The organism is Paraburkholderia piptadeniae (genome assembly GCF_900007165.1).
Lineage (GTDB): Bacteria > Pseudomonadota > Gammaproteobacteria > Burkholderiales > Burkholderiaceae > Paraburkholderia > Paraburkholderia piptadeniae.
Map to the genome: position 1 here is coordinate 99,550 of NZ_CYGY02000002.1, position 24,898 is coordinate 124,447.

General features: G+C 60.9%; 21 protein-coding genes. 8 read left to right on the forward strand and 13 right to left on the reverse strand.

The features are described 5' to 3' along the window. Positions 1-41: 41 nt before the first annotated feature. Complete coding sequence (locus BN2476_RS00810; protein ID WP_087732291.1) at positions 42-1,040, reverse strand: helix-turn-helix domain-containing protein; 999 nt, start codon at positions 1,038-1,040, stop codon at positions 42-44. A gap of 355 nt (positions 1,041-1,395) precedes the next feature. On the opposite strand from BN2476_RS00810, the gene adh reads away from it, so the two are divergent. After that, positions 1,396-2,916 (forward strand): aldehyde dehydrogenase, encoded by a 1,521-nt coding sequence (adh, locus tag BN2476_RS00815; protein WP_087732257.1) that lies wholly within the window; start codon positions 1,396-1,398, stop codon positions 2,914-2,916. A gap of 80 nt (positions 2,917-2,996) precedes the next feature. Continuing rightward, positions 2,997-3,392 carry a DUF779 domain-containing protein gene (locus tag BN2476_RS00820; RefSeq protein ID WP_087732258.1) on the forward strand — a complete coding sequence of 132 codons (396 nt, stop codon included), beginning with the start codon at positions 2,997-2,999 and terminating at the stop codon, positions 3,390-3,392. Between the two features lie 63 nt (positions 3,393-3,455). Here the strand turns inward: BN2476_RS00820 and eutC are convergent, their stop codons facing one another. The 3 genes from eutC to eat all read right to left on the reverse strand — a co-directional run bounded on the left by eutC (position 3,456) and on the right by eat (position 7,125). Next, complete coding sequence (gene eutC, locus BN2476_RS00825; protein ID WP_087732259.1) at positions 3,456-4,247, reverse strand: ethanolamine ammonia-lyase subunit EutC; 792 nt, start codon at positions 4,245-4,247, stop codon at positions 3,456-3,458. Then, entirely contained in the window at positions 4,244-5,638 is a 1,395-nt protein-coding gene (locus BN2476_RS00830; protein ID WP_087732260.1) for an ethanolamine ammonia-lyase subunit EutB, read from the reverse strand. Before BN2476_RS00830 ends, eutC begins: the two co-directional genes overlap by 4 nt. A gap of 83 nt (positions 5,639-5,721) precedes the next feature. Continuing rightward, complete coding sequence (gene eat, locus BN2476_RS00835) at positions 5,722-7,125, reverse strand: ethanolamine permease (protein ID WP_087732261.1); 1,404 nt, start codon at positions 7,123-7,125, stop codon at positions 5,722-5,724. 391 nt (positions 7,126-7,516) lie between these two features. On the opposite strand from eat, the gene BN2476_RS00840 reads away from it, so the two are divergent. Both BN2476_RS00840 and BN2476_RS00845 read left to right on the forward strand, forming a co-directional pair. Continuing rightward, on the forward strand, positions 7,517-8,071 hold the full coding sequence (locus tag BN2476_RS00840) for an AraC family transcriptional regulator (protein ID WP_235850647.1): 555 nt from the start codon (positions 7,517-7,519) through the stop codon (positions 8,069-8,071). A gap of 95 nt (positions 8,072-8,166) precedes the next feature. After that, entirely contained in the window at positions 8,167-8,358 is a 192-nt protein-coding gene (locus BN2476_RS00845) for a hypothetical protein (protein WP_328590268.1), read from the forward strand. A gap of 79 nt (positions 8,359-8,437) precedes the next feature. On the opposite strand, the gene BN2476_RS00850 is transcribed toward BN2476_RS00845, so the two are convergent. The 4 genes from BN2476_RS00850 to BN2476_RS45250 form a co-directional block, all read right to left on the reverse strand. Continuing rightward, complete coding sequence (locus BN2476_RS00850) at positions 8,438-9,340, reverse strand: SDR family oxidoreductase (protein WP_087732292.1); 903 nt, start codon at positions 9,338-9,340, stop codon at positions 8,438-8,440. Between the two features lie 151 nt (positions 9,341-9,491). Next, entirely contained in the window at positions 9,492-10,256 is a 765-nt protein-coding gene (locus tag BN2476_RS00855; protein WP_235850648.1) for a glucose 1-dehydrogenase, read from the reverse strand. A gap of 235 nt (positions 10,257-10,491) precedes the next feature. Beyond that, on the reverse strand, positions 10,492-11,442 hold the full coding sequence (locus BN2476_RS00860) for an AraC family transcriptional regulator (RefSeq protein ID WP_218274491.1): 951 nt from the start codon (positions 11,440-11,442) through the stop codon (positions 10,492-10,494). 172 nt (positions 11,443-11,614) lie between these two features. Continuing rightward, positions 11,615-11,860: a hypothetical protein gene (locus tag BN2476_RS45250; protein WP_143810879.1), complete on the reverse strand. Its 246-nt coding sequence runs from the start codon at positions 11,858-11,860 to the stop codon at positions 11,615-11,617. Between the two features lie 77 nt (positions 11,861-11,937). On the opposite strand from BN2476_RS45250, the gene BN2476_RS00865 reads away from it, so the two are divergent. The 4 genes from BN2476_RS00865 to BN2476_RS00880 all read left to right on the forward strand — a co-directional run bounded on the left by BN2476_RS00865 (position 11,938) and on the right by BN2476_RS00880 (position 17,618). After that, complete coding sequence (locus tag BN2476_RS00865; protein ID WP_087732266.1) at positions 11,938-13,551, forward strand: flavin-containing monooxygenase; 1,614 nt, start codon at positions 11,938-11,940, stop codon at positions 13,549-13,551. A 2-nt stretch (positions 13,552-13,553) separates the two neighbouring features. Then, a complete protein-coding gene (gene lipP1 / locus BN2476_RS00870) occupies positions 13,554-14,486 on the forward strand; it encodes a LipP1 family hormone-sensitive lipase (protein WP_087732267.1) in 933 nt (310 codons plus the stop codon). A 176-nt stretch (positions 14,487-14,662) separates the two neighbouring features. Further along, the gene (locus BN2476_RS00875; protein ID WP_235850649.1) at positions 14,663-16,078 is read left to right on the forward strand and encodes a DUF1254 domain-containing protein; all 1,416 of its coding nucleotides are present in this window, start codon (positions 14,663-14,665) and stop codon (positions 16,076-16,078) included. 148 nt (positions 16,079-16,226) lie between these two features. Continuing rightward, positions 16,227-17,618, forward strand: coding sequence for a DUF1254 domain-containing protein (locus tag BN2476_RS00880; RefSeq protein ID WP_235850650.1), 1,392 nt, complete (start codon positions 16,227-16,229; stop codon positions 17,616-17,618). A gap of 133 nt (positions 17,619-17,751) precedes the next feature. Here the strand turns inward: BN2476_RS00880 and BN2476_RS00885 are convergent, their stop codons facing one another. From BN2476_RS00885 to BN2476_RS00905, 5 genes are all read right to left on the reverse strand, one after another. After that, positions 17,752-19,194 carry an FAD-binding oxidoreductase gene (locus BN2476_RS00885; protein WP_087732270.1) on the reverse strand — a complete coding sequence of 481 codons (1,443 nt, stop codon included), beginning with the start codon at positions 19,192-19,194 and terminating at the stop codon, positions 17,752-17,754. A gap of 17 nt (positions 19,195-19,211) precedes the next feature. Then, the gene (locus tag BN2476_RS00890) at positions 19,212-20,753 is read right to left on the reverse strand and encodes an acetolactate synthase large subunit (RefSeq protein ID WP_087732293.1); all 1,542 of its coding nucleotides are present in this window, start codon (positions 20,751-20,753) and stop codon (positions 19,212-19,214) included. 238 nt (positions 20,754-20,991) lie between these two features. After that, positions 20,992-21,927 carry an alpha/beta fold hydrolase gene (locus tag BN2476_RS00895; protein WP_160111658.1) on the reverse strand — a complete coding sequence of 312 codons (936 nt, stop codon included), beginning with the start codon at positions 21,925-21,927 and terminating at the stop codon, positions 20,992-20,994. After that, positions 21,917-23,236 carry an MFS transporter gene (locus tag BN2476_RS00900; protein WP_160111659.1) on the reverse strand — a complete coding sequence of 440 codons (1,320 nt, stop codon included), beginning with the start codon at positions 23,234-23,236 and terminating at the stop codon, positions 21,917-21,919. The genes BN2476_RS00895 and BN2476_RS00900 overlap by 11 nt, the downstream gene beginning before the upstream one ends. 114 nt (positions 23,237-23,350) lie before the next feature. Continuing rightward, a complete protein-coding gene (locus BN2476_RS00905; protein WP_087732273.1) occupies positions 23,351-24,814 on the reverse strand; it encodes a sulfatase family protein in 1,464 nt (487 codons plus the stop codon). Positions 24,815-24,898: the final 84 nt, after the last annotated feature.

Sequence of the window (24,898 nt, forward strand, 5' to 3'; positions counted from 1 at the left end):
GATGCGCGCAGACGCGACCGGCAAGAACGTGCGAGATACGTTTAGTGAGTCAACAGCGCGTTCGCGGGCGCACGAACCGTTTTGAGCGTCTCTGAAGGAAGCAAGCCGAACAGCTTGCGATAGTCGGTAGCGAACTGGCTCAGATGCCAGAAGCCCCACGCCGCCGCGACGTCCTGCACCGTGCGCTCGCCGGGCGCGGCATCGCACAGATCGCGGCGCGCGCCATTCAGGCGGATCGCGCGCAGATAGCTCGCGGGCGCGAGACCCAGCACATCCTGAAAGCAGTATTGCAACGTGCGTCGGCTGACGTGCAGATGCTCGCACAACTCGGGCACGCCGACGGGACGCTCGCGATTCGCGAGCACATAGTCGCGCGCGGCGGAGACGATCGATTGTCTGCGCGGACGCGTGGGAATCGCGACGGACGCCGTCGCGCACAGATCGAACAGCGACGACATCACCGACGCTTCCAGGTTGCAGCGGGCGCGTGTCGAAAACGCGGCGCTCGCCGTGTCGTCGAGCGCGCTGCGCAACAGCGCGCAGAATCGTGCCTTGTTTTTCGCGTCGATCGGAAGGATGCCTGTGCGCGTGGCCTGAGCGACCATGTCGGCATGTTCGACGGCGGCCGCATGCCGATGCAGCACGTCACGGCATACGACCACGCCGAAGATCGCGTAGCCGCCCGGCGTCAGCAGTTCGAACTCGACGCCGCCGCGTTGAAACGCAAGCGCATCGTGGCCGATCGCATGCGAGTCGATGCGGCCCGTGCTCGCGTCGTCGGCGGGAATGCCGAACCAGTATGCGTCCTCGGGCACTTCGCAGGTCTGACGCAACGTCTGGCTCGTCGTCTCGCAGAACACGTGCATTGCATCGAGATGCAGGCCCGTCAGCTTCCCGACGAAGCGCCCTGCCGTGAGCTGATCGTAAGTCTGCGTCCAGCCGCGAAGATTGCGCGCCTGTTCATCGGCGTCGTGCGCGACGCTCGTTTCGACGCGGCACACGGGCACGCGCGAGAACGGAGAGGAAAGGTCGGTCGTCATATGGGCGTCGATGATGAACATGCACCTGCATGTGACATTGAACAAACAAGCGGACACCGACGCAAGTCCCATGCCAAAAGAACCCTCGCCGACTTTCCATTCCAATGCACGCGCGCTGTTCATTCGGTGAACACTCGCTGGTCAAACTGCTCATGGATGCAACGCGTGCGCTGAGCAATCTCGCGCGCATCGCGTGACGTGCATCGCGACAGTGCTGCGTGCACCGGCATCGGCGACGTGCGCGCACTCGTTGGCACGCTTCTGGCGATATGCACCCGCGGCAGCAGAAGACCGCCAGCCGGGTGAAATGCCCAAACGAATACATCGACTATCCGATCATGTGAGGAGCACGCAGATGAATCACGCAGAGATGAAGTTTCTGACCACCGAGTTTCCGTACAAGAAGCAGTATGAGAATTTCATCGGCGGGGAGTGGGTGAAGCCGGCGGGCGGCGAGTACTTCGACAACATCTCGCCGATTACGGGCGAGCCGTTCACGTCGATTCCGCGTTCACGCGAAGCCGACATCGAACTCGCGCTGGACGCCGCGCATCGCGCAAAAACGGCTTGGGGCAAGACCTCGACCACCGAACGCGCGAACATCCTCAACAAGATCGCCGATCGTCTGGAAGCAAATCTGCAGCGTCTCGCCGTCGCCGAGACGATCGACAACGGCAAGCCGCTACGCGAAACGATGGCCGCCGACATCCCCCTCGCGATCGATCACTTCCGCTATTTCGCCGGCGCGGTCCGCGCGCAGGAAGGCGGCATTTCGGAGATCGATCACGATACCGTCGCCTATCACTTTCATGAGCCGCTCGGCGTGGTCGGCCAGATCATTCCGTGGAATTTCCCGATCCTGATGGCTACGTGGAAACTCGCGCCCGCGCTCGCGGCCGGCAATTGCGTCGTGCTGAAGCCCGCCGAGCAAACGCCCGCGTCGATACTCGTGCTGGTCGAACTGATTCAGGATCTGCTGCCTGCGGGCGTGCTGAACGTGGTCAATGGCTTTGGTCTCGAAGCTGGAAAGCCGCTCGCATCGAACAAGCGCATCGCGAAGATCGCGTTCACGGGCGAAACGACGACGGGTCGCCTGATCATGCAGTACGCGAGCCAGAACATCATCCCCGTGACGCTCGAACTGGGCGGCAAGAGCCCGAACATTTTCTTCGCCGACGTGCTCGACAAGGACGACAGCTTCTTCGACAAGGCACTCGAAGGCTTCGCGATGTTCGCGTTGAATCAGGGCGAAGTGTGCACGTGCCCGTCGCGCGTGCTGATCGAAGAATCGATTTACGACCGCTTCATGGAGCGCGCGTTGAAGCGTGTCGCCGCCATTCAGCAGGGACACCCACTCGACGCGAAGACGATGATCGGCGCGCAGGCATCGAAGGAACAGCTCGAAAAGATTCTGTCGTATATCGATCTCGGCAAGCAGGAAGGCGCGCAATGCCTGATCGGCGGCGAGCAGAACAAGCTCGACGGCGAACTCGCGAAAGGCTACTACGTGAAGCCGACGGTGTTCCGCGGTCACAACAAGATGCGCATTTTCCAGGAAGAAATCTTCGGGCCTGTCGTCTCCGTGACGACGTTCAAGAACGAAGAGGAAGCGATCGAGATCGCCAACGATACGCTCTACGGTCTCGGTGCAGGCGTCTGGACGCGCGACGGTTCGCGCGCGTATCGCTTCGGCCGCGAGATTCAGGCGGGCCGCGTATGGACCAACTGCTATCACGCGTATCCGGCGCACGCCGCGTTTGGCGGCTACAAGCAGTCGGGCATCGGACGCGAGAATCACAAGATGATGCTCGACCATTACCAGCAAACGAAGAACTTGCTCGTCAGCTATAGCGACAAACCGTTGGGCTTCTTCTGAGCGTCGTGCTCCTGTTGGGCGAATCGCGTAATGCGGTTCGCCCGTCTTTTTTCAGCGGATCAAATGAGAGGGGAAGCGCGATGAATGACGAAGGCGTTGCGCGTGTCGTGGCAACCGATGCGGCCACCAAACTGATCCAGCAGTTGGGCGCCGAACACGGACCGATCATTTTTCATCAGTCGGGGGGATGTTGCGACGGCAGCGCGCCGATGTGTTTTCCTTCGAACGAGTTCATGGTCGGCGCATCGGATGTATGGCTCGGCACGATTGCAGGCGTGCCGTTCTATATGAGCGAATCGCAATACGAGTACTGGCAGCACACGCAGTTGATCATCGATGTCGTGCCGGGCAACGGCGGCATGTTTTCGCTGGAACGGCCGACTGGCCTGCGATTCCTCACGCGCTCGCGCCTTTTCGATGACGAAGAGAACGCGTGGCTCGACAAGCATCCTGTGAGCCGTGCCGACGCGCTCTGACGTTGCCTTCGCGAAGTGAACGCAGTAAGCGCCCCGGCCGTGATATGACGGCCGCGCGCTTTGCTACGTTCTCGAGGCGTCCGCGATCACCGATGCGGCTTCGGCCGTTTGAAGCAGCGCATCGCTATCGTCCTTTAGAACGACACCTGTCAGCCCCAAACGGCGCGCATGCGTCAGCAGATAGTGCAGCTTGTGTGCGGCGGCTTCGTAGTCGAGCCCTTCCGGTCGCACGTTCGAAACGCAGTTGCGTTGCGCGTCGCTGCATCCGACTTTCGGCGCATACGTCAGATAGATGCCCAGGCTATCCGGTGAACTGAGCCCTGGCCGTTCGCCGATCAGCATCACAACCAGCTTGGCCTTCAGCAACTCGCCAATTTCGTCGCCCAACGCGACGCGCGATTGACGCGCGACCACGACGGGGCCGATCTTCCAGTCCGCGAGCCGCTTCGTGATGGCCAGCAACAGAGGAATCGACTGCTTGGATGCCGCAAACGCGGATAGTCCATCGGCGATGACGAAGACCACTTCGGGCGGATCACCGCTCGCGGCATTGTTCAATAGATCGCGGCTTTCGTCCGAAAGACGCCGCCCCATATCCGGACGCCGCAAATAGTGCTCGCGATCCGGCGCGGCACTATGCACGTCGAGCGACGTGAAGCCCTGAGCACGCAATTGTTCGTGCAAGACATCGGCGTCGAGTGGATGATGCACGGCGTCGCGCGCCTGCGCGTGCGAAAGATTGAACGCCAGCAACGGCGCGGTCGGCAGAGAGTTGCCTGCGCGGCCCAATGCGATGCGCGCATTCGTGAAGGCACGCAGTGCCTGCCACGCGTTCTTTTCGATCGAATCGCTCATGCGATGCCCATCCATTCGCTTGCGCCTTCGAGAAGCGGTTGACGCGCGGGCGCATTGAGCAACGCGCCGCGCGCATCGATGATCTGCATCGACTCCAGCCACTCTTCGAACTCCGGCGCGCGACGCAAACCCAGCACGTCGCGCACGTACAGCGCATCGTGAAACGACGTGCTCTGGTAATTGAGCATCACATCGTCCGCGCCGGGAACGCCCATGATGAAGTTGATGCCCGCGACGCCGAGCAGCGTCAGCAGATTGTCCATGTCGTCCTGATCGGCTTCCGCGTGATTCGTGTAGCAGATATCGCAGCCCATCGGCACGCCGAGCAGCTTGCCGCAGAAGTGGTCTTCGAGACCGGCGCGCGTGATCTGCTTGCCGTCGTACAGATACTCGGGGCCGATAAAGCCGACTACCGTATTCGTCAGAAATGGATTGAACTGCCGTGCGACGGCGTACGCGCGCACTTCGCACGTCTGCTGATCGACGCCATGATGCGCATCCGCCGACAACGCACTGCCTTGCCCCGTTTCGAAGTACATCACGTTGTCGCCGACCGTGCCGCGCTTGAGCGACAGCGCCGCTTCATACGCCTCCTGCAATAGCGCGAGCGAAATGCCGAAGCTCGCGTTCGCTTTCTCGGTGCCGGCGATCGACTGGAACACGAGATCGACGGGCGCGCCCTTGTCGATCGCCGAAATCGTATTGGTCACGTGCGTGAGCACGCACGATTGCGTCGGCACCTGATAGCGCGTGCGGAAATCGTCGATCATCACGAGCAGATTCATGATTGCCGAAAGACTGTCCGACGCGGGATTGATGCCGATCACCGCGTCGCCGCAACCGTACATCAGGCCATCGATCATCGATGCGGCGATGCCCTTCACGTCGTCGGTCGGATGATTCGGCTGCAGACGCACCGACATGTGGCCCGGCAAACCGACCGTATTGCGAAAGCGCGTGACGACGGGCCGTTTGCGCGCCGCCAGGATCAGATCCTGATTGCGCATCAGCTTCGACACGGCCGCGACCATCTCGGGCGTGAGGCCTTTCGTGATACGCGTGAGCGCGGCCGTATCCGTCGAAGTGGACAACAGCCAGTTGCGGAATTCGCCTACGGTCAGATGCGCAATCTCCGCGAATGCTTCGGGCGAATGCGTATCGATGACGAGGCGCGTGACTTCATCGCTCTCGTATGGGATCAACGCTTCGTTGAGGAACGTGCGCAAAGGCACGTCGGCGAGCGCCATCTTCGCAGCGACGCGCTCCTCCTCGCTCGCCGCCGCAATGCCGGCGAGCTGGTCGCCGGAACGTAGCGGGCTCGCCTTCGCCATCAGCGTCTTCAGATCGGCAAAGCGATACTTGCGGCTGCCGATTGTCTCCGTGTAGCTCATATCGTCTACTCCGTCGCCGCAGCTACTGTGCGGCCTGTTGCGTGTACGTCAACGCGTCTGCTGCATTGGGTGCTCGCACGCGTTCATTCTTCGAGCAGCGCATCAGCCGGCGCGACTTCGCGTTGCTGACGCGTCATCAGGAAGTAGCCATATCCGAGCGCGACGAACGCAGCGAACACGAGCGCGACGAGCAGATTGAAGTAGATCATCGTCGCGAGCGAAATCACGGCTGCCACGAGTGCGAACGCCGGGAAATACGGAAACAGCGGCGCGCGAAACGGACGCTCCATGTCCGGATCGGTGCGGCGCAGCTTGAACAGCGCGAGCATGCTGATGATGTACATCACGATAGCGCCAAACACGGACATCGTCACGATATTCGCGGTGAGCGTCTGGCCGCCGAACTGGATCAACTCGTCGCTATAGATCGCGGCAATGCCGATCACGCCGCCCGCGAGAATCGCACGATGCGGAGTCTTGAAGCGCGGATGCACTTTCGACAGCCATTCCGGCAGATAGCCCGCGCGCGCAAGCGCGAAGATCTGCCGCGAATAGCCGAGGATGATGCCGTGAAACGACGCGACGAGGCCGAACAGTCCGAGCCACACGAGCATGTGCATCCAGCCGCTGTTCTCGCCGACGATGTATTTCATCGCTTGCGGCAGCGGGTCGTTGATGTTCGCGAGCTTCGTCCAGTCGCCCGCCGCGCCAGCGAACACCATCACGCCGACCGCGAGCACGACGAGCGTCAGAATGCCCGTGACATAGGCGATGGGAATCGAGCGCTTCGGGTTCTTCGCTTCCTCGGCGGCCATCGCGACGCCTTCGATCGCGAGGAAGAACCAGATCGCGAACGGAATCGCGGCGAACATGCCGTGGAACGCGCCCATGCTGAACGTGCCGGAGCCGGACCAGCCGCCCTTCGTGAAGTTCGACCACTGGAAGCCCGGCGACACGACGCCCATGAACACCAGCAGCTCGAAAATCGCGAGCAGTGTCACGCAGAGTTCGAACGCCGCCGCGATCTGCACGCCGACGATGTTCAACGCCATGAACACGAGATATGCGCCCATTGCCGCGTGCTTCGGTTCGAGGCCGGGAAACTGGACGTGCAGATACGCGCCGATCGCGAGCGCGATTGCGGGCGGCGCGAACACGAATTCGACGAGCGTCGCCGCGCCCGCGGTATAGCCGCCCGTCGGCCCGAAAGCGTGGCGCGCGTAGGCGAACGGGCCGCCCGCGTGCGGAATCGACGTCGTGAGTTCGGTGAAGCTGAAGATAAACGTCGTGTACATCGCGGCGATGAAAAGCGCGGTGATCACGAAGCCGAGCGTGCCCGCGCTCGCCCAGCCATAGCTCCAGCCGAAATATTCGCCGGAGATCACGAGCCCGACGGCGATGCCCCAAAGCTGCCAGGTGCCGAGCGTCTGCTTCAACTCGTGATGCGTGACGATGCCTTTGTGCTGGGTTGTCGACTCTGCTTTCATCGGACGCTCCCTTTTCGAAGTTGCCAGTTGATGGACCCGCGTCGTTGGCCTTCGAAGCGGGCCCGTTATCGACGGCATCTGGCGATGGTAGGAAGCCATAAATCGAGGTGTTATCGAAAATCGGCAAAGATGAGTGCCGTTGAGTGCTCACGCGAGCGGCTCGGGTTAAGTCATCGCTGAATAATGTGGGCCGGTGACGCGTCGTCTCTGCGGTCGGCACGCGACCTGTGCGCAGGGCTTGAAAAATCGCTGCTTGCTGTCGTGAACTTTGTCGCGCCTTCTTCTACGATTGATTGCCATGAGCAACCTCGGTCGTCGTGTGCGACATGCCGCGCGGCGGGGTATGGCAGTTTTCAGTCGTTCACGCGGGCGTTCAGCGCCGTCTTAGCGCATGCCGCTTGCGCAGTATCGGAATGCCGGGACGCATCGCCGGTTCCGGCCGTCTCTTGAGGTTCAAGGAGGTAATCAAATGACGATGAGAGATGTGGTGATTCGGGATATCGCGGGCTTCGACGTGCTGACCGTCGATCACGTCGGGCCGTATATGCAGATCGGCAAGGCGTTCGAAACGCTGATGGGCTGGCTGGCATCGCGTGGACTGCTGTCCGGCGAGATGCGGATGATCGGGATTTTCTACGACGATCCGACTGCCGTCGCCGAAAATGAATTGCGGTCGAAGGCCGGTGTATGGCTGCCTCGGGCCGTCGATGTTTCAGGCGGCGGGCCGGTCAGCGTCACGCCGATTGCCGGCGGCAAGTACGCTGTGTTGCGGCACAAAGGGCCTTACGAGGATATGGCGGCGGCTTATCAGTGGCTCTATGGCGAGTGGCTGGTGAACTCGGAACACGAGGCCGCGGACGCGCCTGTGTTCGAAGAGTATCTGAACAATCCGAAAGAGACCGCGCCGGCAAATTTGCTGACGGATATCTGTTTGCCGCTGGTTTAGGAATGGTTCGTGCTCTGTTGCATTGCGTCTAAGGTCGGATGCGTTGAGCGGGAGGCGAAATGCCACGGTATCGGGATGTGAGTGGCCGATCGGGCGTGGTCGCTTACGAAACCTCTCCAAATGCCATTCTTGTCGGGTTCAAGGACGGCAAGGTCTATCTGTACGACTACGCGACCCCGGGTTGGCAAGACGTGGAAAAAATGAAGCGCCTTGCTGTCCGTGGCCGCGGTCTGTCGACGTATATCTCGCAAGTGGTTCGCGATCGCTATGCCAAGAGGTTGCGGTGAGGCCCACGGCATTCACGCGGTTGGTCCATCGGGACGGCAACGCCCTTTCATGCGCCGCACGACAAGCCCCCATGCCTTTTTATCCCTGCAACGTAGCGACCACCTTCGCTCGCATTTCCTGATTTTCGTCGAAAGGATCGTGAGGATTGCGCAAAGCGATGATGTCATCAAACCGCCGACGCACGGCGGAGAGCGCATCCGGATGCGGGCAGATGTAAAAGCGCTGCTCGCGAATGCCGTCGAAGGTCAGCTGTGCCACCTGTTCCGCGCTGACCGTGCCCGCCCCTGTGCCCATATCGAGAATAGCCTGGGCCGCCAGTTGCGAACGATGAAGCGTCCCTTCGACTCCGAGCTCTGCCGGGCGGTTGCGTTGCGATCGGTTGATACCCGTGGCGACGAAAGAAGGACACAAGACCGAGCATTTCACCCTGTCGCTCACAAGACTCAGATCGTGGTAAAGCGATTCGGTCAATGCAACTACGGCGTGCTTGGAGACGGTGTAGGTGCCAAGCATCGGCGCCGTGACCAGTCCGCCAATCGACGCGGTATTGACGATATGCCCCAGGTAATCGCGATTTTTGTCAGCAGCCGCGAGCATCAACGGCGCGAAGATGCGGACACCATGGATAACGCCGCGCAGATTGACACCCAACACCCAGTCCCAATCCTTTTCCGAACTCTCCCAGATCAGTCCGCCAGATGCCACGCCCGCATTGTTGAAAAGCAGGTTGACTTCGCCGAATGCGGCAACGGCGGCGTCGGCCAAGGCTTGCACTTCGTCGGACCTTGAAATATCGGTGCGCTTGCCGATAACCTCGGCACCCGCTGCTTTCAGCTCGTTCACGGTTGCGTCCAGCGCGTCTGCCTGCACGTCGGCCAGCACGAGCTTCATGCCGAGAGAGGCGCCCAGGCGCGCAAATTCCCGACCAAAGCCCGACGCACCGCCTGTAATAACGGCGACTTTCCCTCCGAACTGAAGCATCCTGATCATCTCCTCGTGCGTATGCAATGGGGTGGCAAGAGCGGTAAGTTCGTACGCTCGTCGCTGACCATCTCGCCATATTTCGTCATTCAGACTGTTGATCGTGATCGGCGTGGCTGCAGGGACGCCAGATCACCTATGCTGCCGCGTGTCAGTGGCAGGCGTAACCGCCGTCGACCACCAGTTCGCTGCCGGTGACATACACGGAATCGTCGCTGGCAAGATACAGCACCGCGCCAGCCACCTCATCCGGCGTGCCGCGACGCTTGAACGGAATCTCGCCACCGATGCGCGAGCGCACGGTCAGTGCTTCGGCTTCGGACAAGCGGCTCGGTGCGCCGGAAAGCAAAGGCGTGTCGATATAGCCGGGATGCAGGCTGTTGACGCGAATGGCATAGCCTTTCTCCGCGCAATGCAGCGCAACGGATTTCGACAGGAATCGCACGCCGGCCTTCGATGCGCTGTAGGCCAGTGCCGCCGGTTCGCCGCAAATAGCGGTAATCGACGACATATTGATGATCGATCCGCCGTTCTCCTTCATAAGAGCGAGACCGTGCTTGCAACCGAGGAAAGCGCTTTTCAGATTGACGTTAAGTACCTTGTCGAAATCCTCTGCGGTGCAATTCTCGATGTTGTGCGACATGACGATGCCGGCGTTATTGACCAGCACATCGAGGCGGCCTTCGCTGGCGCGGATGTGCTCGAGCACCCGGAGCCAGTCGGCCTCCAGAGCGACGTCGTGAGAAAGAAAAGTGACCGACAGACCGGTGCGTCGCATTTCGTCCTCGGCCTTTTTGCCACCGGATTCGTTGACGTCCGTAAAGTAGATCTTCGCGCCTTCCTGCGCGAGGCGCCGCGCGAAGGCGAGTCCCATACCGGAGGCACCGCCCGTGACGAGCCCGATCTTGCCCTGCATTCTCATGGCTGTTCTTTCCCTTGAGTTGTATAGCTGAAGGTGGCGACAGCGAGCAAAATCTTTCTTCGTGCCTCGGGCTAACCAGATGACGATCGCATCGTGCTCTTGCTTGACGAGGCGGAGGATTGTTCTCGCAGACGAGGGCCAATGTTAAGTCGGCGTTTCTGCCCGCGTTATGGCATATCCGGACAGGTTGTTGTCCTATTCGGAGGCTCAGCAGCTTCCCGCCGCAAACTCACTCGGATTCGCGCACGCGGTTTCGGAACTCTTTTGGGGTAGTGCCCTTCCATCGTCTGTAGGCGCGAATGAAATTCGACGCCTCGCCGTAGCCGAGCGATTCGGCTACCTGTTCCACCGAAAGCGGCCCGGCAAGCAGTTCGTCGGCCAATGCTTCGCGGACTTCCTCCTGCAACTGCCGGAAGTTCGTGCCCTCTTCGGCGAGCCGTCGGCGCATCGTGCGCGATGTCATGTGGAACTCTCCCGCCAGCGCTTCCATGTCCGGCTGCTGCGCCGGAACGGCCACGAGCCGATCGCGCAACTGGCCCGCAAGACCCGTGCGCGCCTGTCGCCTGGTCAGCATGGCCTGGCACTGCGCTTCACAGTCACGAGCGACTTCTTCACTGGCGCATGGCAACGGTCGGTCGAGGTACTCCGAGGCGTCCTTGAGTATGCGGTTCGCGGGGGCGTCAAACACCGGCGTCATGCCAAAGAGCGCCTGATACGGTGTGACGTCGGGTGGCGCCGGTCTGCGCAAGGTGACACTGAAGACCGGCAGCGTGGTATTGAGCAAATCCCGCTGGATGTTTGCAATCGTCGCGCAATCCCGATCGACGATAAATGCCCGCACATCCGCAGGAACCCTGCTGTCATCGATGATGGTTTCCACCGTGCCGCCGATTACCTTCGAGCAGATATCAGGAAACGGGTAGGACAGTTCCAGGTAGCGTGAACCCATGGCCACTGCGCTGCGCAGCGTTGCACAGCTAAGCACGGCGAAACCAAAGACCCCATAGGTGGACAACCGGTAGCGCAGCCCGGCGTGGATACCGAGACCGGAAATATGTCCGAGCGCGCCGACCAGATTGCGGATCAACTGCAGTTCCTGCTCTGCCTGAACCTCCGCGCCGGAGTCGGCAAGCTGCGCCCAGGTCAATCCCGTTCCGTTCAGGCATCGATCTGCGGACATTCCATGATCCATGCCGAACTGAAGCAGCAATCGAACACTTGGACCGTTATGGCGGGGAACGTGACTGAGGTGACGCATAGGCGGGCGGGAGAAGGGACGTCCGAATCTGATAACTAATTGTCCCAATATGCCATAACGCCGTTCGGCAAGCTTACTTAGCATTGTTACCGAGTCAACAGCCCTCGCCCTTCAGCAGTATCCCGGCCTCGGCGCACCAGAGCTTGCGAGCAGCGACACCGCCGCCCGGCGCGTGCCGGGCACGCTGTTGCGCCCGTTCTTCTCGCGTTGAAACCCGACCATGCGAATGCGGGACGGCACCGATGTGCCGGATGGCGATGTTGCCGCCAGGTTCGAGATGTGTCCGCTCTGGCAGCAGCGAGGCGAATGCAATGGCGCTGTCGACGATAAGGCTGAACAAGGGTGCCCAAAACTGTCCGCTGCGGACGGCCGGACGCAACCGCGTGTCCTGCCGACCGCTTCCGAAGGAGACAAAACATGAAACATTTCGATGCAGTTGTCGTAGGCGCCGGTTTCTCCGGCTTGTACATGCTTCACCGGCTGCGCGAGCAAGGCCTCACGGTCCGCGTTTTCGAGGCCGGCACCGACGTTGGCGGCGTCTGGTACTGGAATCGCTATCCCGGTGCGCGTTGTGATGTGGAGAGCGTCTACTACAACTACACGTTCTCGGAGGAACTGATACAGGAATGGACGTGGACAAGCCGCTATCCGGATCAGCCGTCGATCCTGCGCTACCTGAACCACGTAGCCGACAGATTCCACCTGCGCAGCGACATCCAGTTCAACACGCGTGTGAAATCGGCTCACTATGACGAGCCGACGGGCCGCTGGCTCGTGAGCACTGACGATGGCCAGACCGTATCCGCGACCTACTTCATTTCCGGAGTCGGTTGCCTGTCGTCATCGAACACGCCGGACTTCAAGGGGCTCTCGGGCTTTACCGGCGAGCACTACCATACGGGCACCTGGCCTCACCAGCCCGTGGACTTCAGCGGCAAGCGCGTGGGCGTCATCGGCACCGGCTCAAGCGGCATCCAGGCCATCCCCGTCATCGCCGAGCAAGCGAAGCACGTGTATGTGTTTCAACGCACGCCCCAGTACACCACGCCCGCGCAGAACCATCCTTACGACGACAACTATATCCGGGAAACCAAGGCAAACTTTCCGGCGATCAAGGCAAAGCTGCTCCAGTCATGGGCTGGAACGAATATCAGGCCGGCGCCTGATCGCGTGACGCTGAACGACTCGCCCGAAGAGCGCCAGCGCCGGTATGAAGCGGCATGGGAAGAAGGTGGCTGGATGAACACCGGGTACAAGGACCTGATGACCAGCGTAGAGGCGAATGAAAAGCTCTGCGACTTCGTGCGCGGGAAGATCCGGAGCCTGGTAAAGGACCCGCAGACTGCCGACAGACTGATGCCGACCTACGTGTTCGGCTCCAAGCGGCCGGTGCTCGACACCAACTATTTCGCGACGTACAACCGCGACAACGTCACGCTGGTCGACGTGAAAGCAGCGCCCATCGTGGAGATCACGCCCGGTGGCCTTCGCACTGCACAAGCCGAATACGGACTGGACACCATTGTCTTTGCAACCGGATACGACGCCATTACCGGCCCGCTGTTTCGCATCGACATTCGCGGCAGAAATGGTGTCGCGCTGAAGGACAAGTGGGAGGATGGCCGCCAGATCCGCACGTATCTGGGCATCGCCAACGCCGGCTTTCCGAACTTCTTCATGATCACCGGTCCTCAAAGTCCGTCCGTGCTGACCAATATGGTGTTGTCCATCGAGCAGCACGTCGAATGGATTTCCGACTGCATCAGGCACCTTCGCGAGAACGCCATCGGTTCGATCGAAGCCACGCCGCAATCGGACGCGGACTGGAGCCAGCATGTGCGCACCGTTGCCGACAGCACGCTGTTTCCGCGCGGGGAATCCTGGTACAACGGCGCCAACATCAAGGGCAAGACGATGCCGTTCCCGATCTATGTCGGCGGCGTTCCGGCCTATCGCGAGATTTGCACCAAGGTGGCCGCGAACGGCTATGAAGGGTTCGTGTTGACGCCGGTGCCTGCGGAGACCGTGTGATCATGGCGCTCGATCCACAAGCGCGAGCTATCCTCGATCTCATGGCGGCGGCGGGAAACCCGCCGCTCGAAACGCGCACGCCTGAAGAAGCACGCGTCGCGGCATCGCGGCTGCAGGCACTGTCCGGCACTCCAGAAGACGTTGCCAAGGTGGAAAATCGCACGATTGCAGGGCCGGCAGGAGAAGTCCCCGTGCGCATCTATACGCCGCAAGGCGACGGGCCTTTTCCGGCATTGGTCTACTTCCATGGTGGCGGCTGGGTCATTGGCAACCGCGAAATCGTGGACGTCCCTTGCCGCCGCATCGCAAACCGCGCGGGATGCGTGGTGATATCAGTAGATTACCGGCTCGCGCCTGAACATAAGTTCCCGGCCGCCGTGGAAGATGCCTACGCCGTTACCGCATGGCTGGCTGCCAACGGCAGTAAGGTTGGCGTCGATGCCAGCCGGCTGGCGGTCGGCGGAGACAGCGCGGGCGGCAACCTGGCAGCAGTCGTCGCTCTGATGGCCAAAGACAAGGCAACGTTCGCCCTGCGTCATCAGGTGCTGCTCTATCCCGTCACGAATCACGATTTCGGCACCCGCTCGTACCGTGAAAACGGCGACGGTTATTACCTGACGCGGGCCGCGATGCAGTGGTTCTGGGACCACTACCTGGGCGATACGCGGAACGGCCGGCATCCGTACGCGTCACCGATTCTGGCCGACGATCACCGCGGCCTTCCTCCGGCTCTGGTCATCACCGCTGAGTATGACCCGCTGCGCGATGAAGGCGAAGCGTACGCGCAACGCCTGGCCGAGGCGGGCGTGCCCGTCCGTGCTAAACGCTACCCGGGCATGATCCACGGATTCTGCTGGATGCCGGGTGCAATCGAACAGGGCGTGCACGCACTCGACATGGCCGCGGCTACGCTGAAAGAAGCGTTTGCCGACTGATTCGTTCCCATTCGAACGTGTTCCGGTTCCTTCGGCGCACCTGTTGTGCGAGTCGCGCGAGTGGTGGCGTCCCGAGTGGGCGAGCCACGCTTGAGTTGTGAAAGCATCGACCGTATACCTGTATTCACAATATTGACAATTTCAACATGCGCCCGTCGGGTGTGATGGCTCACAACATGAAAGCTGTTCTGCTCTGTATCACCGCAAGTGCCATGTTCCTTGCGAACAATCTGGCATGTGCTGAGAACTATCCTGATCCTCAACTCACCGCTGTGACGACGCCGGAAAGCATCGCCAGGTCCAAGGAGATCGACGCCTATGCGCTGGGTGTTCTGGCCTACGAGTGGGGCTACCCTCTGGTGCGCATGGAAAGGGTGATACGCACCTATACCGATGTGCCGGCGAACAAGCCTGCCACCAGTTATCGCGCGCCGTTGAACCAGATTGGCTGGGCCACTGAACTTGCCACGCCAGCAGCGAAAGACATGCCGACGGCCAATAGCGATACGCTCTACATGAGCGCGGTCGTCACGCTGACCGAGCCATATGTGCTGAGCGTGCCTGATACAGCAGACCGCTACTATGTGATCAATGTGTTCAACATGTATCAGGACTGCGAGCACTATATCGGGCGCAGGGCGACTGGCACCAAGGCCGGGCGATTTGCGCTCGTTCCTCCGGGCTGGAAGGGCACGCTGCCGCCTGGCGTCACGCCGCTCAACGTGACGACCGACAAAGTCTGGCTGTGGGGGCGCATCCACGTAAAGCAGAGCGAGCCGCTGGAACCCGTAAAAGCGCTGCAGGCAAAGTTCGACCTTCGACCTCTCAGCCAGCTCGGCGACGCGAGCCATGCGGCACGAGCCGAAACATTGCCACCGCTTCCCTCTATCGCCGGAAACGATCTGGGATTCTTCGTGCATCTTGGTTACGCGCTCCAGCACGACCAGATCAAGAAGACGGATGAGGCGCTGGTTGCGCAGTTCGAGCGGATCGGCTTGACCCGCCAGGGTTTCGATCAGAAGTCGCTCTCGCCCGAGCAGATCGCCGGGCTCAAACGGGCGCTGGCCGACGCCCCGCTCGTGGTCAGTGCGTCGATCACCACGGTGGCGAGCAAGCGAAACGGCTGGGACTGGCTGCCGATCGATGACTTCGGATACCACTACCCGTTGCGTGCATTGGTCGCGGGGCCGTACCTGGGAGGCAACGCGTCGAAAGAAGCGATCTACCCCGTTCGTTTTACCGATTCGGAAGGCAAGCGCCTGAATGGCGCCAACAGGTACGAAATCACGTTCGACAAGGCGCCGCCCGTCGGTGCGTTCTGGTCGCTCACGGTGTACAACGCGGCGGACAAGATGCTCGTCGAGAATCCCATCCATCGTTACAAGGTGGGATCGGATACGGCTGGCCTCGTCACCAAAGCCGACGGTTCCTTCACGATCCCAGTGCAGCACGATGCGCCGCAAGGCCCCGACAAGGCGAACTGGCTGCCTGCGCCACAAGGCGATTTCTACTTGATCCTGCGGATGTTTCAGCCGGGTGAGGAAATCCTTGGCGGCGCCTACCCGTTGCCTCGGCTTCGCACGGTGAAATAGCGCAAGCAGGCTTGCTCCGACCAGGGCAATCAACATCTGACACAGGATTCCCATGTTGCGAACACCAAAGACTGTCGCATTGGCATTGCCGCTGGGGTTGGCTGCGCTTCTGAGCGCAGCAACTCCATCTTTTGCCGGGCAGACTTCAATGCCATCGCCACAGGCGAGCGCGACACCGGCTGGACCAGACGGAAACACCAGAATCACGGAAGCCTATGCGCGGCTCGTTGCGCGCGACGCATATTTCTGGTCCTGGCCATTGGTCAATATGTATAACCGGCGTCTTGCCTTTCAACATGCGCCGGAGCCGGGCCTCATCGGCGGGATTCTGCCCGTCGCGCCGCTCAACCACCTGTCGATGGCGCACGACTACATCGAACCGCAAGAGCGCGACATTGCGTGCCCGAATCAGGACGTCGTCTACGGCGTGGCCATACTTGCACTCGACGTGAGTCCCGTTGTGATTCAGGTGCCGGACTTCGGCAAGCGCTTCTGGGTGTACCAGGTGGGCGATATACGCACCGACAGCTTCGCCCGCATGGGATCGATGTACGGCACGAAAACCGGGTTTTATCTGATCGTCGGGCCGAACTGGCGAGGCAGCGTGCCCAAAGGCATCACGCGGGTATTCCGTGCGAATTCAGAAACTGCCTTCGTCGGGCCGCGCATATTCCAGGCGGATACGCGCGAGGACAGGCAGGCGGTGCAGGAGGTGATCCTGGGCATCGATGCGTATCCGCTTTCAGACTACGACGGAAAGATGAAGCGCCGCGACTGGCGCGCGCTGCCCACTTTCCCGAAGCGCGCGACAGCGGACAACAAGGGGGAGGTGCGTTGGGTCCATCCGGAAACGATCTTCGACGAGTTGCCGGCTGTGCTGCGCGACGCGCCGCCTCTGGCGGGAGAAGAAGGGCGTTACGCGCAGACGCTCGCGGTGATCGCAGCCGCGAACAAGGATCCGGCGCTTAAGAAGGCGATGATCGACGAGGCGCGGAAGGCGGAAGAGGAACTGATCGATCCTCTGCTGCAGTTTCGCAACTGGGGAGTCCAGTTGCCGTACAACTGGAGCACCGTCGATAACGGCGCACGCTTTGGCACGGACTACTTCACGCGAACGGCAGTGGCAAAGTCGAATATTCTGGTCAATGCCCCCAATGAGACAAACTACTTCTATCAGGACCTTGACGCGTCGGGTGCGCGCCTGAACGGGAGCAACGCTTATACCGTCACCTTCGAGAATGGTCGTTTGCCACCCACACGCGGTTTCTGGTCGATGACACTCTACGACGAGCATCACTTTTTCTCCCCCAATGTACTGAACCGGTATTCGCTCGGCACAAAGAACAAGGGGTTGAAATACAACGCAGATGGATCGCTGACACTCTATGTGCAAGCCGATTCGCCGGGCGCAGGCAAGGAAGCCAACTGGCTGCCCGCGCCGAAAGGTCAGGATTTCTCGCTCTTCCTGAGAAACTACTGGCCAGGCAATGCCGCCATGCAAGGCCAATGGTCACCGCCGGCTGTTGTCAGGATGCCTTGACGATCACCATTTCCATACACGCTCATTGGGTCGAGTCTTGGGTTTGAGCGGTTGATCTGCTCTATCCACACAAGGGAAAAAGCCGCTGCAAACCCTGTTAGTCGAACACGGTGGTCCTTCCACTGTGACGCGACTAAATCCCGCCCTGCTCGATATCGAAGACGCGCCCTGGATTGAGCACGCCTTTCGGATCGAGCACTTGCTTGAGCGAACGCATCACGTTCACTTCGGCAGGCGATCGAGACACACCGAGCCACGGCTTCTTTTCGATCCCGATGCAGTGCTCGGCCGACGCCGCACCACGCAACGCCTGCAACGGCGCGTAGACGAGCGCGTCGAGTTCGGCGCGCCGCTGGGCGTCCAGGTCTGGAACATTCACCGCGAGATGCACGTTGCCATCGCCGAGATGCCCGAAGGCCCACAAGCGCGCGCCTGGCCAACGTTCCGCGATCATAGACCGGAGGGTTTCGACGAAATGTCCCGTGTCGGCGAGACGCAGCGAAATGTCATATGCGACGAGCGGTCCGAATCGGCGCAACTGCGCGACGTCATCACGTAGCGCCCACAACGCCGCACATTCGCGTTCGTTTTTGCAGAATGTCGCGTCGACTACGATACCCGCGTCCAGCAGCGTACCGAGCGTGTCTTCGAATCGATCAGGCTGATGATCGTCTCCGACACTCGCCTCCACCAGCACATAGAACGGATAGTGCTGCGGCAACGGCGCTCGTGCGAGCGCCGGCGGCGTAGTCACCGCATGGTAAAAGTCCTGCCACATGACTTCGAAGGCAAGGAGGCGGCCGTCCATTGCATGATCGATCTGGCGCAGCAGCGTACAGACGGCCGCGAAGTCCGGAACCGCAACAAGCGCCACCCGTCGTCCCGCAGGAGGCTCGCACAGCCGCAGCACAATCCGCGTCACGATGCCGAGCGTGCCTTCGGAACCGATAAAGAGGTGTTTCAGGTCGTAGCCCGAGTTGTTCTTGACCAGCGCGTTCATCGAATCCAGGACGGTGCCGTCCGCCAGTACGACTTCGAGACCGCGCAAGTTGTCGCGCATCATCCCGTAGCAGATCACGCGATTGCCTCCAGCATTGGTCGCCACCATGCCGCCCAGCGTCGCGCTGCCGCGTGCGCCGATGTCGACCGGCAACAATAGCCCCGCCGCCGCGACCGCGTTCTGCGCTTGCTCGAGTATCACGCCCGCTTCGGCGACCAGCACGCGCTGCGTCGTATCGACCGCCTCGATGCGCTGCATGCGCTCCAGTGACAAGATCACTTCATGCGCTTGCGCATCGGTGCCGTGCACGAGGCCCGTCAGCCCGCCATGCGGTATGACGGACACCCCCGCTGCGTGGCAGGCGGCCAGCACGGCGCTCACCTCGGCCGTGCTGGCGGGACGCACAAGAACGCGTGCCTGTATCGATGTGCGGCTGCCCATACCGACATGGCGCGCACGCACATCGTCGTCCAGCAAAAGGCCAGACGAACCGACGATCTCCCGCAGTACATCGATCAGCGTAGCGAGCGCCTCGCGCGCGTCAGCACGCGGCTGTTCATTACCCAGCGTTGCCATGGTTGATCGCCCTCGCATCAGATGATCAGTTCGATCAGGAATGGACCCTTGCGCGCATTAGCCATAGTGAACAGTTCGGCGAACTGCGCCAGCGTGCCGGCGCGCGCCGCTTCCACACCCATGCCGTTAGCAATCTTGACCCAATCCAGATCCGGGCGCCCGATGCTGAGCATGTCCAGGGCGACCTGGCCCGGTGTCGCGCCAACACCTGCCAGTTCGCCGAGCAGAATCGCGTATTTCCGGTTCGAAAGCAGCACCACCGTCACATCGAGATTTTCGCGGGCTATGCTCCACAGCGCTTGCGGCGTGTACATCGCGGAGCCGTCGGCCTGCAATGCAACGACGCGGCGACCGGGTGCCGCAACCGCCGCGCCGAGCGCGAGCGGCAGGCCATCGCCGATCGCACCGCCCGTCACCTGCAACCAGTCGTGCGGCGCCGCGTGCATGGTGCCCGGATAGAAGGCATGACCGAACGTGACACTCTCGTCGACCACGATCGCCTGCTCGGGAAGTCGTGCACAGAGAATCTGCGCCACCGACTGTGAGGTAATCGGCCCGTCAGGAAGCTCATGGCTTGTGGGAGCCGAGTGAGGCGCCGAGATTCTCGGCACGTCTAGTTGTGCCGCCAGCTGCGCCAGCGCATCAGCAAGGTCCTGCTCTGCCCTGGCCAGCACGTGGACCACGGCATCGTCGGGATACGGACGCGAGGACTTGCCCGGGTACGCAAAAAACGTCGCCGGCGCAGGTGTGCCGACGAGGATCAAATGGCGGATTCCGTCGGTCCTGGCCCGAGCGGGATCGCCATAATACGGCAGCCGTTCGATTGGAAAGCGCCCACGGCCGCGCGCCACGCGCGCATTGGCCGTCGTGCACAAGAGACGTGCGCCGGTGGCGGCAGCAATGCTGTGCGCGTCGGCAAGCGGGGCCTCATCGAGCGCACGCCCTGCAAGCAACAACAAGGTCGGCTCGCCGGAGCGCAGCACGCGAGCGATTTGCTGCACGATATCCGGCGTTACCTTCGGCGCCGGGATCGGACCAAGTGGCGCAGCCACCTCGCCGCCCTCGTTCCAGCAGGCATCGGAAGGCAATATCAGGCTCGCGACCCCGCGCGGTTCTGCACAGGCGGCCTGCACCGCGGTGGCGGCCGCCGCGCCGACCGAAGCGGCTTCCGTGACCGTGCGCGTCCACACCGAGACGGGACGCGCCCAGCCCTCCGTATCCGACGTAAGGGGCGCATCAAGCGGCCGATGATAAGTCGCCTGATCGCCGACGATATTGATCACCGGCGATTGGGCGCGGCGCGCGTTGTGCAGGTTGGCGAGGCCGTTGGCGAGACCTGGCCCGCAATGCAATAGCGTGGCGGCGGGCTTCTGTGCAATGCGCGCGTAGCCATCGGCGGCACCCGTCACCACGCCCTCGAACAGGCCCAGCACACAACGCATTCCAGGAATCCGGTCGAGCGCCGCCACGAAGTGCATCTCGCTTGTACCCGGGTTGGCGAAACAGGTGTCGACGCCACATGCGAGCAGCGTTCTCACGAGGCTCTCTGCGCCGCTCATCGTCGCGGCCGTGTCGATCGGCTGCGGGTTCGACATATGCATGTTGTCCTCAGGGTGTTATCAGCGGTCGGCATTGATGCTGCGTCATCGGCGATGCGAAGCTGACGGTGAAATGGCAAATCCGAATGGGGCACGCTATGTCGATCTTCGAGAAATCCGATTGCCCCAATTCCATAAGCGTGTGCTCTCCAGCTGCGAGACCATTCGCGGGAGCCAGCTTCAGTACCTGCTGATCTTATTAGGCATGGCTATTCAATGCCCGCGGTAAATCTCGGGCGGTCGTGCATTCCGTTACAAAGCGGCGCACATGTGCGGCGACGGTTTCCGGCACCTCTATCGGCACGAAGTGGCCAATTTCAGGCAATTCCGAGTATTGCGCCGTGGGCACCAGCGCGTGCAGCGCTCGTCCCATGGCGATGTTGGCGATGGGGTCGGCGTCGCCCCAAAGAAACTGAACCCGCGCGCCCTCCGCCTGGATCGCTCCGACCCAGCGGTCCGTGTGCAGATACCGTTCGCGCACATAGCTGTAGATGTTCGGTATGCGAAGGTTGCCGTTCTTATGGACAAGAAGTTCGGTCATGACCTGCGCATCCTCCGCGCTTACGGCCTCGGCGTTGCCCATGTACCTCTTCAGATGTTCGACGTATCCGGACGCGAAGCCGGCCGCGATTCGCTTACCCTCGTCGAGAGTGGCGGGATTCTCCAGTGTCTTCTGGGTACTCGTCAGCGTCGCCATGCCCTTGAGGATGCTTCCGTTCAGAAACGTCGAGCTACGTACATCAAAGGAAAGGCGCCCCTCCTTCTTTCGCGCAAGCAGCTCCGCATGAACACTCGTACCCACATCGTGGCTGACCAGGTGAACCGCCGTAACGCCGAGTTTCTTGAGCAACGCTTCGACGACGTCGGCTTGCTGAAAGAGCGAGTATCCCCACGCCTCCGGTTTGTCGGACAGTCCGTATCCAATCTGATCGAATGCTATGCAGTCAAAGCTGTTCGCGAGACAGGCGACTGTGTTTCGCCAATCGAAGCACGACGTGGGAAAACCGTGGATGAAAAGAATGGACTCACCCACGCCACACCGGTGAATGAAGACCCTATGCTCATCGATCTGAATGAAGTTGCCGGAGCTTTGCCATGCCGTGGTTGCGGCTGAGAAGGAAGATTCAATTGTCATTTTGTATTTCCGGGTGTGAGAAGACATTGTCCGATTCGTGCTGATCACATCCAGTGACCGTGCGCTGGCGAACCTGTAAGGGAGCGGCGATCAGGCAACCAAGGATCATCAGCGCCCCAGCCATGCTCAAAGCCAGGGAAAAGCTCCCTGTTTGAGTCCGCACGAGGCCGAATAAATACGGTCCGACAACACCACCCAGGCTGCCTACTCCATGAATCACGCCAATACCCACGCCGAGCCATGTCGGTGGCAACACCTCGGAAGGCAACGCCCACAACGGTCCGAAACGGCCAGCCAACGCCCCTGTTGCCACGGCAAACAGGCATATCGTCGCCAATATGCTTCCGCCATCGAACCGTATCAGCAGCAGCGCGCAACCCGAGATCATCGTCGCGCCGATCATGTGCCACTTGCGCTCCCGTCGGAGGTCAGAGCTTCTGGCAACCAACGTCATCGTGAGCATGCCAAGGACAGCGGGCAGAGCGGCCACCAGTCCAACTACCCCAATAGGAAGCCCCGCTTCTTTGAGGACGGTGGGATACCAGACGTGAATCCCCCACTCCCCCACCAGGGCAAAAAAGTTGTATAGCGAAAGCAGGATGATGAATGGATGCCACATGACCGACAGGAGGGACTCTTGCACGGCAACAATGTCGCCAGTTTCCGCGTCCAGCGTTCGGACGAGTTGTTCGCGCTCTCCGCTATTCATCCAGCCTGCCTGTCGCGGGTGGTCATCGATGGCCCACCACCACACGATCACCCATAGCAGGCCCGGTATCCCCTCGATGATGAACATCCAGCGCCAGGTCGAGTGCGTCAAAATGAGCCCGGAAAGCGGACCTGTGATAATCGGCGCAATCACAAGGCCCAGCAGAATAATCGCGTTGGCACGTGCGCGCTCCGTACGAGTAAACCAGGCGCGGATCAGGACCAGCACACTCGTCAGCAGACCTCCTTCCGCGAGTCCCAACATGAACCGGTTGATCGCCAATTCGCGTTCGGTCGTGACGGACGCCGTGGTCAACGCAATGACGCTCCACAGCAGCATCAAAATAAAGATGACTTTCTTCGGGCTCCACAGATTTACGATTCGCCCGATCGGCACCTGCATGACGAGATAGCCCCAGAAATAGGCGCCTGCAGCGCGACCAATGGCGGTTGGAGTCATGCCAAGCTCCTCTCGCATCGAGGGAATGGCCATGCCCAGATTGCTCCGGTCGATAATCGCGAGGGTATACATGACCATCGCGACGCCAAGGATGCGGACCCAGCGGTTGCCAAACGAAAAACCAGGATTCACGACGGGCATGACCTCTCCATTTGAGCCGGATTCAGATGCCATTCTCTGCCCGGCGACCGACAATGAAAGCCGGGCCATATGCCGGCTTCGCTGCACTTTCCGGGCGCGACGCGGACTTGATGCTTACCCGCCTGAGCGAACGAATTCCGATGCGATGTTTTCAGGCACAGGCGTATAAGATTTTTCGGTAATCAGATTGGCCGTCACCTTTTCGGGACCGCCAAGGCTCTGGATCAATTCACGCTGCGCGAGATTTGCGCGCTTGTCGGCGTCTTCAGGGTCAACGATGCCGCGCAAGATCCGCTCTAGTTCCGTGACCACCGATGCATAGCTCGGGTCATCAGCAAGGTTGGTGCGCTCTTCCGGATCGTCCTCGAGGTCGAACAGTTCCGAGGAAAAGCCGACGTAATAGATGAGCTTGAAGCGCCCCTTGCGAACCATGTAGGACGCGGACGGCGACCCGCCGGCATGGTATTCGCTGAAGGCGATGCGCTCGATGTCGTCCGACAGGCCTGCGAGGTCGAAAAGAGATTTCCCGCGTGTCGCATCGCCTTCGAGGGACAACCCCGCCGCTTGAAGGATCGACGGATGCGCGTCGATCAGCGTGACGGGCGTATTGCACACTCTTCCAACGGGAACATCCGGACCAGCCACGATAAGCGGTATAGCGACGGCTTCCTCGTAGTGGTTCGATTTGCCCCAGAGGCCGCGAGCACCGGCGCTTTCGCCGTGGTCCGAGGTATAGATGATCCGTGTCGAATCGGCGAGGCCGGCCTGTTGCAACGCGCTCAGCACGCGCCCGATCTGCGTATCCATGAAACTGCAGAGTGCAAGATATGCCGCGAAGGCCTTTTTTTGCTGCTCGACGGTAGCGCGCCCGGAGGCAGCGAAGCGCTGCAACCAGGGATGAAGCTGGAAGCCTGATCCGGCCGCAAGTTTGCCCTCAGGCATCTCGTCGATCGGATAGAGGTCGAGAAATTCCTTCGGTGCGCATAGTGGATAGTGCGGCGTGACGAAGCTCACAAACAAGACCCAGTTGCCATCTTCGTTCGCGGCACGCTGCAACCAGTCGCACGCGACGTCGGCGATTCGCCGATCGTATCTGGTGTACTCGCTTTCGCCTTCGGCTGCGGACATTGGAATGCTCGCAACATGGCGGGCCTCTGACACGAAATCGGGAAATTGCCGGCGGATGGAAAGGTGCACCATGCCTATGCCATCCTTGATATGCATAGGCAAATGCTGACGATCAAGTCCAACCGGATCGCTCTGCTTGCGATAGTGGAGCTTTCCGATGGACTCCACACGAATCCTTGCCGCCCGGAGACGATGCCCCCAGCCCTGTATGCGGCCATCGTAGGCGATGGAATTGTCCCAGTACCCGATTTCATTGATGTAACGACCGGTGGCGAAACTCGCGCGCGCCGGTACACAGATCGGACAATTCGTGTAGGCGCTGGTGAAACGGGTTCCTCGTGCTGCAAGCACATCGAGGTTCGGCGTTTTCGCCAATGGATGACCTGCGCATCCGAGCATCCTTGCGTTGTGCTCGTCCGCCATCAGTATCAGTACATTGCTCGGCTTCATGTCCGCGTCACTCCCGTTTCAGGTGTATTGCTGAGGCCGAGTCTGTATGATCCGATCCGTGGCAACAATGCCATGTCCGGCATA